12 protein-coding genes are annotated in these 12,834 nt (G+C 54.4%); 7 read left to right on the forward strand and 5 right to left on the reverse strand.

Features of this window, described 5'->3' with window-relative positions; translation table 11 throughout:
• A partial coding sequence (locus PJE062_RS22520) for a class I SAM-dependent methyltransferase (protein WP_008552334.1) occupies nt 1–1,007 on the reverse strand: 1,007 nt, incomplete at its 3' end.
• Nucleotides 1,008–1,363: 356 nt separating this feature from the next.
• Here PJE062_RS22520 and PJE062_RS22525 point away from each other — a divergent pair.
• The 5 genes from PJE062_RS22525 to PJE062_RS22545 all read left to right on the forward strand — a co-directional run bounded on the left by PJE062_RS22525 (nt 1,364) and on the right by PJE062_RS22545 (nt 6,559).
• Nucleotides 1,364–2,071 carry a carbon monoxide dehydrogenase subunit G gene (locus PJE062_RS22525; protein ID WP_008552452.1) on the forward strand — a complete coding sequence of 236 codons (708 nt, stop codon included), beginning with the start codon at nt 1,364–1,366 and terminating at the stop codon, nt 2,069–2,071.
• Between the two features lie 186 nt (nt 2,072–2,257).
• A complete protein-coding gene (locus PJE062_RS22530) occupies nt 2,258–2,746 on the forward strand; it encodes a (2Fe-2S)-binding protein (RefSeq protein ID WP_008552435.1) in 489 nt (162 codons plus the stop codon).
• A 105-nt stretch (nt 2,747–2,851) separates the two neighbouring features.
• Nucleotides 2,852–5,215 carry a xanthine dehydrogenase family protein molybdopterin-binding subunit gene (locus tag PJE062_RS22535; protein ID WP_008552448.1) on the forward strand — a complete coding sequence of 788 codons (2,364 nt, stop codon included), beginning with the start codon at nt 2,852–2,854 and terminating at the stop codon, nt 5,213–5,215.
• A gap of 4 nt (nt 5,216–5,219) precedes the next feature.
• Nucleotides 5,220–5,717, forward strand: coding sequence for a hypothetical protein (locus PJE062_RS22540; RefSeq protein WP_008552425.1), 498 nt, complete (start codon nt 5,220–5,222; stop codon nt 5,715–5,717).
• Nucleotides 5,718–5,758: 41 nt separating this feature from the next.
• Entirely contained in the window at nt 5,759–6,559 is an 801-nt protein-coding gene (locus PJE062_RS22545; protein WP_008552347.1) for a xanthine dehydrogenase family protein subunit M, read from the forward strand.
• A 33-nt stretch (nt 6,560–6,592) separates the two neighbouring features.
• Here PJE062_RS22545 and PJE062_RS22550 read toward each other — a convergent pair whose 3' ends face one another.
• On the reverse strand, nt 6,593–7,318 hold the full coding sequence (locus PJE062_RS22550) for a hypothetical protein (protein ID WP_208982444.1): 726 nt from the start codon (nt 7,316–7,318) through the stop codon (nt 6,593–6,595).
• 166 nt (nt 7,319–7,484) lie between these two features.
• On the reverse strand, nt 7,485–8,246 hold the full coding sequence (locus PJE062_RS22555; RefSeq protein WP_008552480.1) for an SDR family NAD(P)-dependent oxidoreductase: 762 nt from the start codon (nt 8,244–8,246) through the stop codon (nt 7,485–7,487).
• Nucleotides 8,247–8,363: 117 nt separating this feature from the next.
• Here PJE062_RS22555 and PJE062_RS26195 point away from each other — a divergent pair, with 117 nt between their 5' ends.
• Together PJE062_RS26195 and bfr are read left to right on the forward strand one after the other, a co-directional pair.
• A complete protein-coding gene (locus tag PJE062_RS26195) occupies nt 8,364–8,573 on the forward strand; it encodes a bacterioferritin-associated ferredoxin (protein WP_063286750.1) in 210 nt (69 codons plus the stop codon).
• Between the two features lie 54 nt (nt 8,574–8,627).
• On the forward strand, nt 8,628–9,113 hold the full coding sequence (gene bfr / locus PJE062_RS22560; protein WP_008552486.1) for a bacterioferritin: 486 nt from the start codon (nt 8,628–8,630) through the stop codon (nt 9,111–9,113).
• A gap of 113 nt (nt 9,114–9,226) precedes the next feature.
• Here bfr and hrpB read toward each other — a convergent pair whose 3' ends face one another.
• Both hrpB and glk read right to left on the reverse strand, forming a co-directional pair.
• Nucleotides 9,227–11,680, reverse strand: coding sequence for an ATP-dependent helicase HrpB (gene hrpB / locus PJE062_RS22565; RefSeq protein WP_008552478.1), 2,454 nt, complete (start codon nt 11,678–11,680; stop codon nt 9,227–9,229).
• A 98-nt stretch (nt 11,681–11,778) separates the two neighbouring features.
• Nucleotides 11,779–12,822, reverse strand: a complete 1,044-nt coding sequence (glk, locus tag PJE062_RS22570; protein WP_008552505.1) for a glucokinase — start codon at nt 12,820–12,822, stop codon at nt 11,779–11,781.
• Nucleotides 12,823–12,834 lie beyond the last annotated feature (12 nt).

Consider the following 12,834-nt stretch of genomic DNA (forward strand, 5'->3'; position numbering starts at 1 on the left):
ATCAGCAGGAACTGTGCATTCGGTGACAGCAGCTTGCGCACACAAGCCAGCATGTGCGGCACATTCTCAAAGAAGTCCCAGACTTCACCGTTCGGTCCGCGGCCATACTTTGGCGGGTCGAGGATAATGCCGTCATAGGTGTTTCCACGGCGCACTTCCCGTTCCACAAACTTCATAGCGTCATCACAAATCCAGCGGATTGGCTTGTCTTCAAGGCCAGAAAGCTCTTGGTTTTCGCGAGCCCAGCCAATGGCTTTCTTGGAAGCATCCACGTGAGTAACATGCGCGCCAAGGGCAGCAGGCAGCAGCGATGCCAGTCCGGTGTATCCAAACAGGTTGAGGATCTTCAGCTGGCGGTCAGATTTCTTGATCTGCTGACCAACCCAATCCCAGTGGGCCGCCTGTTCCGGGAACACGCCAACATGACGGAAGGACATGAACTGGCCGTTGAAGGTGGCCGGTCCGTACTTCATCTGCCAGATTTCATCGACTTGCTTGGCAAACTTCCAGCGCCCCGGACCTTCTTCCTCAACATCGCCGGTAAAGATCGCATCAGCGCGCTTCCATTCGCTCTCCGGAAGACGCGGCGCACCCATGGCCTGAGCTTCTGGGCGAATGACCGTGTAGCGACCATACCGTTCCAGCTTCTGGCCATGCCCCATGTCCAGCAGCGCATAGTCTTCCCAGCCATTCATCTCCACCATCACAGGCAAAACGCTGGCAGGTGTCTCGAAGCAGGCAGAGGTTGGCTTGTGTTCGCGCACAATCGGCTCAACGGCAACAGGTGCCGGAGCTGAACGTGGTTGCTCACGTCGATTTGAACGGTTTGCAGCCGTGTTTTCCTTCTGGCCACCACGAGCGTCGCGGGCAGGGCGTGTGTCGCGTCCGTCTCGATTATCGCGTTTAGCGGCAAAGCTGCGCTTCGGACCATTGTCCTTCCGCGAACCGCCTTTTTTGGATTGCGCATTGCGGGCCCGTGGAGCGCCGCCTTTTGGTGATTTACTCAAGGATGTTGCCTTTGATTTTCTGCGCACAAACGCAAGGCAAGGCCTCACGCTGAATTCGTTTATTTAATGAAAAGGCATTAAGGCGATGACGCCCTCTGGTCAACGCTTTAGCGCAAAACAAGCTCTTTACCGTTAAGTGAGTATCCACAGCGGGGAAACTCCAGCATATCTCAGGACTGATAAAACGTCATTGTCTTCTGAAAAGAAGTTTTGAGCATCCATGACAATTTTAACACGAGAGGTACTTGTCTTTTCACTCGATTTAAGTCCAATCTACATGACGTGGAATGCAAAAGTGACCTTAAGGCGCGGAGCCTACCTAAAGGAAGCACTGAAAAGAACGAGGGGGCCGATCCATGGAAATGTCTGGAGAGCAGCAAATACCTGCGAGTCAGGAAAAGGTTTGGGAAGCTCTCAACGATCCTGAGTTGCTGAAAAAGTGTATCCCCGGTTGCGATAGTCTGGAAAAAACTTCTGACACCGAAATGACCGCAACGGTCACAGCCAAGGTTGGCCCGGTGAAGGCGAAGTTCAAAGGAGAAGTGACGCTCTCTGATCTGAACCCGCCAAACTCCTATAAGATCTCTGGTGAAGGCAAAGGCGGCGTTGCAGGTTTTGCGAAGGGCTCGGCAGATGTAACCCTGTCAGAGAGTGGGGATGGCACTCTTCTGAGTTATGAGGTTAATGCAAAGGTTGGTGGCAAACTTGCTCAGCTAGGAAACCGACTGATCGACTCAACAGCCAAGAAAATGGCGGAAGAGTTCTTCTCTAACCTGAATAGAGAACTCGGTGGAACACCTGCGGCGGACAAGGACGAGGCGCTTGAGTCCGTTGAACTGGATCAGGGCTTGATTGAAAAAGCAAAATCAATTGCCAACGAGCACGCCATTGAAGGATCAGTCGAAGCAATCGCCGATGCAGAGCACGCATTGGAAGATGCAGTTAAGGATGTTGAGGAGAAGGTTGAAGTTGCGGCGGGCAAAGGATTTTTAGGTGGTCCGCTGGGTTGGGGCTTGATCGCCCTTATTGTTTTACTTGGACTTTATTGGTTGCTTGGAACCTAAGAATTTGGCGGTCGTAATCAGTCGGGTGCGGAGAGGGCACTTGATTGATGAATGACCCCGCCGAATATCAAGGCCTTTGGCCTAAATTACAACCAACTGCGTTGATAGGACGGGAGATCCTGATCAGGGCTGTTGGCTTCATAGTCTGCGGACGCGAAATGCAGGCTTTATTGAGGGAGGAAAACCATGACGACTGTCTCTATGACGGTGAATGGAAAGCAGATTTCTGGTGAGGTCGAAGACCGCACCCTTTTGTCTACATTTCTGCGCGAAAATCAGGGACTAACCGGAACGCACGTTGGCTGTGACACCTCACAGTGCGGAGCTTGCCTTGTTCATATGGACGGCAAGGCAGTCAAATCCTGCAGCATGCTTGCTGTGCAGGCATCCGGTTCTGCTGTCACCACCATTGAAGGCATTTCTCAAAACGGCCAGCTGCACATCATGCAGAAAGCCTTCAAGGAAAATCACGGCCTTCAGTGTGGTTTCTGTACGCCTGGCATGATCATGTCCGCAATCGATATGGTCAATCGCCTTGGTACCGATCTGGACGAAAAAACAATTCGCCATGAGCTGGAAGGCAACATCTGTCGCTGTACCGGCTACCACAACATCGTCAAGGCAATCAAAGCCGCTGCTGACGAAATGGCGGAAGTCCTCGAAGCCGCAGAATAATCCAGAATTGACTGCTCTGTAGTCCGGCGACGCCCTGTTTCAGGTGCGTTGGACGCCCGGGCTCTATGACAGTTGCTGAAGTTAACCTTCCGGGAGGGGATGGAAATGACAGCAGAAGGAATTGGCGCACGAGTGCTGCGCAAGGAAGACAAAAGATTTTTGACAGGAAATGGCCGCTACACGGATGACATGACCATGCCTCGCATGGGCTATGCGGCTTTCGTTCGTTCAACACACGCTCACGCACGCATCACGTCCATCAATACGGACGAAGCGATGAAAATGCCGGGCGTTGATGCTGTTCTGAACGGCCACCAACTGGTGGCAGACGGTATCGGCAACATCATATGCGGATGGATGATCCACTCCAAAGACGGCTCTCCAATGAACATGGGCGCTTACCGTGCTCTGGAATCCGAAATCGTCCGCTACGTGGGGCAGGCCATCGCGATTGTCGTTGCTGACACCCAGCAACAGGCCCGTGATGCAGCCGAAGCTGTTGTCGTGGAGTATGAAGAGCTGCCAACCGTTGTCGATAGCCTTGATGCGTTGAAAGAAGGTGCGCCGCAACTCCATCCGGAAGCAGCAGGCAACCTTATCTACGATTGGGAGATCGGTGAGGAAGCAGCAACCAACGAAGCATTTGCAAATGCTGCGCATGTCACCACGATGGACATTGACAACAACCGCCTTGTTCCAAACCCAATGGAACCTCGTGCGGCTTTGGCCCACTTCGATCCATCAGAAGAGCATTACACGCTCTACACCACTTCTCAGAACCCACATGTGGCGCGCTTGGTGCTCTCAGCGTTCTACAACGTGGCACCTGAGAACAAACTGCGCGTGATCGCACCGGATGTTGGCGGTGGCTTTGGCTCTAAGATCTTCATCTACCCAGAAGAAATCGCCTGCCTCTGGGCAACAAAGCGTGTTGGGCGTCCAGTAAAATGGACCTCAGATCGCACAGAAGCATTTCTCACAGATGCTCATGGTCGTGACCATCACACAACCGCAGAACTGGCACTAGATGCGAACAACAAGATCACCGGTTTCCGCGTGAAGACAGTCGCCAACCTTGGCGCTTACATGTCGTTGTTCTCATCCTCTGTTCCAACCTACTTGTACGCAACGCTGCTATCCGGCCAATACAACATTCCAAACATCTACGCGAATGTGAAAGCGGTCTACACCAACACCACTCCGGTGGATGCGTACCGTGGTGCTGGTCGTCCGGAAGCCACGTATGTGGTGGAACGCATGATGGAAACTGCTGCGAAAGAAGTTGGCATGGCGCCAGCAGAATTCCGCCGCATCAACTTCGTCCGCGAGTTCCCGCACCAGACACCTGTGATCATGGCCTATGATGCTGGTGATTACGAAGCCTCCCTCGATGCAGCCATGAAGGCCATCGATTACGACGGCTTCGCTCAGCGCCGGGCTCAGTCCGAGGCTGCTGGCAAGCTCCGTGGCATGGGCATGTCCTGCTACATTGAAGCATGCGGCATCGCACCGTCTCAGGCCGTTGGTTCTCTTGGTGCTGGCGTTGGTCTTTGGGAATCCGCTGAGGTCCGCGTGAACGCCGTTGGAACCATTGAGGTTCTCACCGGTTCGCATAGCCACGGTCAGGGTCACGAGACCACCTTCGCACAGCTGGTTTCAGATCGCCTTGGTCTGCCAACGGAAAGCATTTCCATCGTGCATGGTGACACCGACAAGGTGCAGATGGGCATGGGCACATACGGCTCACGCTCAGGTGCGGTCGGCATGTCTGCAATTGCCAAGGCCCTCGACAAGGTTGAAGCCAAAGCGAAGAAGATTGCAGCACACCTGATGGAAGCCTCTGAAGGCGATATCGAAATCGAGGGCGGCGAACTCAAAGTCGCTGGCACCGATAAGAAGCTCACCTTCACCGAAGTCGCTCTTGCAGCTTACACCGCCCACAACCTGCCGGAAGGCATGGAACCGGGCCTGAAGGAAGGGGCATTCTACGATCCAACCAACTTCACATTCCCAGCTGGCTGTTACATCTGTGAGGTGGAAGTTGACCCGGATACCGGCGTTGTCTCCATCGAAAACTTCGTGGCGGCAGATGACTTCGGCACCATCATCAACCCGATGATTGTGGAAGGTCAGGTCCATGGTGGACTGGTACAGGGCATTGGTCAGGCCATGCTGGAAAACACCCAGTATGACGAAGATGGCCAGCTGCTGACCGCATCCTACATGGACTACACCATGCCACGCGCAGATGATGTTCCATCCTTCAAGCTGGAAACCACAGTCACCGAATGCCCGGGCAACCCGCTCGGCATGAAAGGCTGCGGTGAAGCTGGCGCGATCGGATCACCACCTGCTGTCATCAACGCCGTAACGGACGCTATTGGCATCCGCGACATGAATATGCCTGCTTCGCCAAACCGCGTCTGGCAACTCATTCAGGACAACGGCATGAAGCAGGCGGCGGAGTAAAGCGGTGACACAGGCTGGCGCAAAACCGACATTGGATCACAAGTTCATTGCCATTGAACTCAACCAGCGGGCATGGGCTCTTCTTGAAAAAGAAGGCCGCTCGCCTGAGGACAATGACGAGATGCTCCATGTCGCTCATGCCAGCCTCTGGCACTGGCTTCAGATAGGGACGAAAGCCAATCATCAACGCGGATTGTGGCTCGTGGGCCGTGTCCATGTTCTGCTCGAAAATCGTGAAGCAGCAATGCGTTACGCCCGGCAGACAATGGACATGACCGAAGCTCATCAAGACGACATGGCGGACTTCGACCATGCCTACGCCTCTGAGCTTCTCGCACGTGCCACTCTGCTTTCAGGTGAAGAAGGCGAAGCTGCCGTTCTTTTTGAAAGAGCTGCACGGCTTGGCCAACTGATCCACGGTGAGCAGAACCGCAAGATTTTCTTCTCAGATCTGGAAGCCATTCCGTATCCGAAAGCCGAATTATCCGATTTAAACTCATAGCAACTCTGCCAAAGACCCCATTAGGGGATGGGAGGCTAAAAATGTACGAGACCAAATACCATCGCGCATCGACAGTGTCAGATGCTGCGGCAATGCTGAAAAACGCAGACGACGGCAAACTGCTTTCTGGCGGTCAGACCCTGATCCCAACCATGAAGCAACGCCTTGCTGCACCAAGCGATCTGATCGACCTACGCCATATCGATGAAATCGCTGGCATTGTGAAACAAGCTGACGGCTCAATTCGCATAGGCGCAGCAACGTGCCATGCAGATGTTGCTGCCAACGAAGATGTCAAAGCCGCTCTTCCGGGACTGGCTGATCTGGCAAACACCATCGGCGATCCTCACGTTCGTCATATGGGGACCATGGGCGGTTCCATTGCCAACAACGATCCGGCAGCGGATTATCCAGCAGCTCTGCTGGCACTCGGTGCAACCATCGAGACCAACAAACGCGAGTTCTCTGCGGAAGACTTCTTTACCGGCATGTTCGAAACAGCGCTGGATGAAGATGAGATCGTGACTGCGGTTGTCTTCCCAACCGCATCCAACACGGCTTACGCCAAGTTCCCGAACCCAGCGTCCCGCTATGCGATGGCAGGGGTGTTTGTGGCGAAGACGAGCGCTGGTGCACGTGTTGCGGTGACTGGTGCTGGACAGGACGGTGTGTTCCGCATGCAGGACATGGAAAAGGCGTTGGATAGTAACTGGTCAGCTGATGCTGTTGCTGGCATGGCGCCATCTGCTGATAACATGCTTTCCGACCTTCACGGCACTGCCGCGTATCGCGCCAATCTGGTGACGGTTATGGCAAAACGTGCTGTTGCTGCATCCAATTAAGCGTTTTGGGAGGAGGGGCCTTGTCCCTTCTCCTCACTTCTCCAATGTCACATAGCCAGCATTTTGAGCGCGCTGGAAGGTGATGGCCGCGTATCCGTGCACCTCGCCCAGATAGGCCAGCAATGCGGAGAGGAAGGTCGTCAGGCCGATCAGCTCAAAGCTTTCTTCCAAAATATAAAAGATCTTATATCCAAGTGAGTTATATCCCTCGCTGCCTGCAAACACAGCTCCCAGCATCTCAAAACCAATTGCACCAGAAAGATAGATGCTGCCTGAAATCACGAACAGCACAGCAAACCGCCGTGGAAGCCGAATAAGGAAGCGCAGGTAAACCAACCCCAGTGCTCCAACCAGGAACGCCGCAGGCAAAACCCAGGCGAAGTAAAGAGCACCGCTCAGATCAAAGGCATTGCGCAGCGGATCAATAGTCACCTCATGGATCGCGATGTTCTCATCAACTGACATGTAGAGAAACCCAAGCGCCAATCCCATCCAGTAAAGCCAGTTTTGAGGCTTGGCAGAATGTCGCTCAATCACGCCAATGAGGGCCGTCAGTCCGGCGATGCACAACATCACCATGGAAGAGAACCAGGCGCCGAGGTTGAGTTCCTCATCCAGCGAGATGTGACGCAGGTCTTTCAGCGGTGTTTCGATGCCAATCGTGTCAACAAACACCTGCTGTACGATGCCGAGCAGAATGATGAGGAGCACCATGCCGTAAAGAACGATAGGCACTCTTTTCAAATTAACCGCTGGCATGTGCTTGATTCCCCGAGACTTCCTGCTGCAACCAGCTAACTAAATCAAAGGATCCATAAAAAAGAGCTAAGAAAAATTGCCAGCGTCAGAGGCGAGTAGATCCCCTCCACCAGCCACAAAAAAGGGCGCTCAAAGCGCCCCTTTCACGTTTCACATAAGAACGCGTTTAAACGTGCTGACCGCCGTTGATATGTATTTCAGCGCCTGTCACGTAGGAAGATGGGGCCGAACACAGGAAGTAGATGGTATCAGCCACCTCAGACGTACTGCCCAGACGGCGCATCGGAATGGTCTCGACGATCTTCTCAGTGCCCGGTGACAGGATGGAGGTATCAATCTCACCTGGAGCAATCGCATTGACGCGTACACCATGCGGACCAAAGTCAGCTGCCATTTCGCGCGTGAGGGAAGCAAGAGCTGCCTTGGAGGTCGCATAAGCGGTACCAGCGAATGGATGGACCCGGCTACCAGCAATGGAGGTGACGTTCACAACAGAACCTCTGGCCGCCTTCAACTCATCAAACAAACCACGAGCCAGCATAATTGGTGCAAAGAAGTTTACCTGAAACACATTTCGCCATGTTTGCATTGGCGTGGTCAGAGAATCGAGGCGCTGGCCTTCATCATCCTTCGGGCTGATGCCGGCGTTATTGACCAAGGCGTGCAACATTGAACCATTGTCCTGAAGACGCTCTTTAATCTGGGCAACTGCTTTTTCCAGATTTTCCGCGTCACCCAGGTCGACCTCAATATGGTCTTCCGGTCCGGATGGCCAGGGACACTTGTCAGAAAAGGGTTGTCTGGAACAGCTAATGACCCGATAACCCGCCGAAGAAAACTTTTTTACCGTTGCGTGGCCGATTCCGCGGCTCGCACCTGTCAAAACGATTGTCTTGCGGAGATCCTTCGTCGTTTGGTTGGTGTTCATAGGGGCTTTGCTCGTGATAGGACTGCAGGAAACTGGAGTATTATTCTCTAGTTTTAAGAGATCTACAGATTATATAATGCTTTGCAAGCGAAATTGGGAGCCCGAAAGCAACCAACAATGATCATTTGTCACTGCAACGTCATTAATGACAAACAAATAAAACAAGCTGCACGGGAGCTTTGTGAGAATCCGGAGGGTGGAGTCCCCACTCCGGGAGCGGTATTTCGTCACCTCGGGTACAGGCCAAAATGTGGTGGTTGCTTTAAAAGCATCATCGAAGTTGTATATGCTGAGGCTGAACAAGTTAAAGATGACTCTGGACAGTAACTTGGAATTATTCTAAAAAAGGTCAATACCTCAATTTGTCAAGGAGAGAGTGACATGAAGGGTGAACCTAAAGTACTGGAATATCTCAATAAGGCGCTCCGCCACGAGCTGACTGCAGTTAATCAATACTGGCTGCACTACCGTCTCCTTGAAGACTGGGGCTTCACAAAGCTTGCAAAGAAAGAACGCGAAGAGTCCATCGAAGAGATGGAACATGCTGACAAGCTGATCGAGCGCATCATCTTCCTCGAAGGTCATCCGAATCTGCAGACACTTGATCCGCTGCGCATCGGTCAGGACCTCAAGGAATGCCTTGAATGCGATCTGGCTGGCGAATACTCCGCACGTGCTCTGTACAAGGAAGCACGCGAAGTTTGTCGCGAAGAAGGCGACTACGTCACCATGAAACTCTTTGAAGACCTGATGGCAGACGAAGAAGGTCACATCGACTTCCTCGAAACCCAGCTGGAACTTCTGGAAAAGATCGGCGTCGAGCGCTACGGCTTGCTGCAGGCAACCCCTGCAAACGAAGGCGAATAAGCTTTACACGCATGATTTTGAAAGGCCGGAGAGAGACGCGCTCTCCGGCTTTTTTTTATGGCGTATTCCCGAAAAGTGGGAACCGGTTTTCGGAGAAGAATGCGCGACGAACTCTACTTGCGCGGCTTCGCCCGGCGCGTCGCTTCCGCATCAAGCGGATTATCCGGCCAAGGATGTTTCGGATACTGCCCCTTCATATCAGCCTTTACATCTGCCCATGATCCTTGCCAGAACCCCGGCAGATCCTTTGTGATCTGAATTGGCCGCTGGGCAGGAGAGAGCAGTTGCAACACCAACTGGATCTTTCCGCCGCAAATGCTTGGATGCTGCGCAAGCCCGAACAACTCCTGCACCCGAACGGAAAGCATCGGCCCCTGTTCGCCATCATATTCAATCGGAATGCGCGATCCTGTCGGCACCACGAAGTGAGAAGGGGCCAGATTGTCCAGCTCAGTGCTCAACTCCCACGGAACAAGCGTGGACAGCGCATCACCCAGCGTGCTTGCATCCACCTGCGAGAGAGCAGTCTTGCCTGCCAAAAACGGTCGCAACCAGCCAAAATCAGCATCCAGAGCCTTATCGCTCAGATCCGGCCACTCTTTTCCGACGGTTTCACGCAGATAGTTCACTCGCCCGCGATAGCGCTGCTGATCCTTGCTCCATGGCAGCCGCGCCGAGCCTTTGCGGGCAATCTGTTCAAGAAGAGCATCGGTGATAGCTTCCGGGTCCGGATCAGAAATCTTCTTCTCGTCCAGCACCAACTTGCCGAGCACACGCTGTCGAACGGCCTTGATGACACCATCAGGCATAAACTGCACGTACTCTTTCTCGCGAATGTGCGAGCCAAAGCGGGCTTCCAGTTCTTTAAAGGAAAGCGGAGCGGCCAGCAGAATACGCGCACGGGCAGCGGTGCCGGTAACTTCCGCAATGCTGAGAAACTTCTCTGTATAGAGCGCTTCGCTCTCTTCCAGTTGCGCACCCCGGCCATTGGCAAGACGGAAGCTGCCCCGAGCGCCGCGCTGCTGCGCAATGCGGTCCGGATAAGCAAGGCTGAGAATGTCGCCTGCATCCTCAAAATTGGCGCGCTGAGAAGAATGCCCCCCAACCAGCTTCACCCAGCGCTTCGCTTGCGCGCGAGCTTCCTTACCCCGTTGGCTCTGGTCCTGCATCAATCGGCGCAAACGATCACGAAGATCCGTGGATCGGCCACCCAGCCCATGCTCGCCGATGGTCACAGCGATCAAAGAAGCCAGTTCTGCCTGATCTTCCTGTGCAGCCTGAACCAGCATATGTCCAAGACGGGGATGTAATGGCAGACCAGCAAGATCACGCCCTGCTTTCGTCAGGCTACCGTCCGCGTCCAGCGCATCCAGTTCTTCCAGCAGTTCTTTGGCTTCAGACCATGCAGCCGCGGGAGGCGGGGTCATGAACCTCAACTGTGCAGGATCAGCAACACCCCAGTTCGCCACATCCAGCACCAAGCCGGAAAGATCACTCTCCAGAATCTCTGGCTTTTCAGCAGCAGGCAGCGCTTTGGTCTGCGCTTCTTCCCAAAGCCGATAGCAAATGCCCGGTTCCACACGACCTGCACGGCCCTTGCGTTGCTCAGCAGTTGCGCGGGAAACCTTCACAGTTTCAAGACGGGTCAGCCCAGTTTGCGGGTCATAGCGAGGGACGCGGGAAAGGCCGGAGTCGATAACAATGCGCACGCCTTCAATGGTCAAAGAGGTCTGGGCAATCGCCGTGGTCAACACCACTTTCCGGCGTCCTGCCTTAACTGGGCGAACGGCAAGATCCTGCGCTTTGCTATCCAGCGCGCCGTAAAGCGGAGCTATGTCCACATCAGCGCCAACGCGACCTTCCAACAAAGACTGCGTACGCTTGATCTCACCTTGTCCCGGCAAGAACACAAGGACGGAGCCAGTCTCTTCTGCAAGAGCAGAACGAACGGCCCGCGCGATCTGATCTTCCAACCGCCCTCGTGGATCGCGGCCAATGTAGTGCGTCTCAACCGGATACTGACGGCCTTCACTCTTCAGGATCGGTGCATCATCCAGCAGCTTGGAAACCTCTGCTGCATCCAGCGTTGCAGACATTGGGACGATGCGCAGGTCATCCCGCAAAGCTTCCTGAACATCCAGAGCCAGCGCTAGGCCCAGATCACCATCCATGGAGCGCTCATGGTATTCATCGAAGAGCACAGCAGCTACGCCGGAAAGCTCCGGGTCATCAAGGATCATGCGGGTGAAGACACCCTCGGTTACAACCTCAATGCGGGTCTTTGCGGAAACCTTGCTGTCCATGCGCACGCGATAACCAACCGTCTCGCCAACGCTCTCACCAAGCGTATGGGCCATGCGCCGAGCAGCGGCACGCGCGGCAAGGCGACGTGGTTCCAGCACAATGATCTTGCCATCTTCCCGCCAGGACGCATCCAGCAAAGCCAGCGGAACGCGCGTTGTTTTACCCGCACCCGGCTCAGCGACCAGCACTGCATTGGTGTTTTGCTCAAGAGCTGTGAGCAGATCCGGCAGGATCGCATCGATTGGCAAAGAGGAAGACGTCATGGGCTCCGCAAAATATAGGCGTCAAAAAGTTGAAGCAGCTTGCCAGACCTTAAACTATGCGAAGCTGCTTCCAGTCAAATTGGAATTTTGGCCCGGACTTAGTCCGCAGTCTTGGTGTCCTTGCGGTGCCAGCTGCGGCCTGTCAGGTCCACCAGATACTCATCCGGCGCACGAGTATAAGCCGCAAGGCCTTCAAGGGCAGGGCTCTTATGCGTGATGATGTAAGTCGGAATGGACTTCATGATGCCTTCATGCGGAGCCTTGGCTTCAAAAGCAGCCCGGAATTCACCACCGTGCAGCCAATGCGAGATCTTTGGCGGAATGCCGCCAGCCAGATACACACCACCACGCGCCAGATTGGTGATAGCAAAGTCACCAGCCACACGGCCAAGCGCAGCACAGAACAGCCGCAGCACCTTCTGTGCAACCTCATCCCCGTCATCGGCTGCCAAAGGCACATCAGATGGCTTCTCATAGGTGCGGTGCACTCCGTCAGCCTGCAGAACGGCTTTGGCAAGGCGAACCAGTCCAGCTCCGCAAACAACCTGCTCAGCGCCAACACGGCCACCAATGCGCTCGATATACGGCCAGATGCGATACTCTTCGTCGCTCAACGGGCCAAGTTCCACATGGCCGCCTTCGCCCGGAACCGGAATCCACTTGCCGCAAGACCGGATCATCGCGCCAGCGCCAAGCCCGGTGCCCGGCCCAACAACAAATTTGGTCGCATTCTGGACAGCTTCACCGCCGCCCACCTGATCAACATCCATTGGTGAGAGGGAAGGCAAGGCAAGCGCCTGTGCTTCAAAGTCGTTGAGAATAACAACCTGCTCCAGCCCAAGCTCTTTAATAAGGGCAGGGGGCTCAATCACCCAGCTGGCGTTGGTCAACGCAATCCGGTCGCTGGAAACAGGAGCCGCAACAGCCAGAACAGCAGAGCGTGGAGCAGCATAACCTTGGTCCAGAACACCGGCACGAATGGCATCCTGAATGGTCGCATGCGCTTTCGTCCCTTCCTGACCACAAAGTTTGGTCGGCTCATTAGGGCCTTCGATCAGCGCAAAGCGGGCATTGGTGCCGCCGATGTCAGCGACAAGGACCGGATAGGGCAGGTTTCTTGTAAGCGGAGCAGAGTGCAGCATTTATAAGTGTGA

Origin of the sequence: Pseudovibrio sp. JE062 (genome assembly GCF_000156235.1) — a bacterium.
GTDB lineage: Bacteria > Pseudomonadota > Alphaproteobacteria > Rhizobiales > Stappiaceae > Pseudovibrio.

Excerpts from the sequence above, each read along its gene's own strand:
- PJE062_RS22525 (WP_008552452.1), top strand. The coding sequence starts at position 1,364 with ATGGAAATGTCTGGAGAGCAGCAAATACCTGCGAGTCAGGAAAAGGTT.
- PJE062_RS22530 (WP_008552435.1), top strand. The coding sequence starts at position 2,258 with ATGACGACTGTCTCTATGACGGTGAATGGAAAGCAGATTTCTGGTGAG.
- PJE062_RS22535 (WP_008552448.1), top strand. The coding sequence starts at position 2,852 with ATGACAGCAGAAGGAATTGGCGCACGAGTGCTGCGCAAGGAAGACAAA.
- PJE062_RS22545 (WP_008552347.1), top strand. The coding sequence starts at position 5,759 with ATGTACGAGACCAAATACCATCGCGCATCGACAGTGTCAGATGCTGCG.
- PJE062_RS22550 (WP_208982444.1), bottom strand. The coding sequence starts at position 7,318 with ATGCCAGCGGTTAATTTGAAAAGAGTGCCTATCGTTCTTTACGGCATG.
- PJE062_RS22555 (WP_008552480.1), bottom strand. The coding sequence starts at position 8,246 with ATGAACACCAACCAAACGACGAAGGATCTCCGCAAGACAATCGTTTTG.
- PJE062_RS26195 (WP_063286750.1), top strand. The coding sequence starts at position 8,364 with ATGATCATTTGTCACTGCAACGTCATTAATGACAAACAAATAAAACAA.
- bfr (WP_008552486.1), top strand. The coding sequence starts at position 8,628 with ATGAAGGGTGAACCTAAAGTACTGGAATATCTCAATAAGGCGCTCCGC.
- hrpB (WP_008552478.1), bottom strand. The coding sequence starts at position 11,680 with ATGACGTCTTCCTCTTTGCCAATCGATGCGATCCTGCCGGATCTGCTC.
- glk (WP_008552505.1), bottom strand. The coding sequence starts at position 12,822 with ATGCTGCACTCTGCTCCGCTTACAAGAAACCTGCCCTATCCGGTCCTT.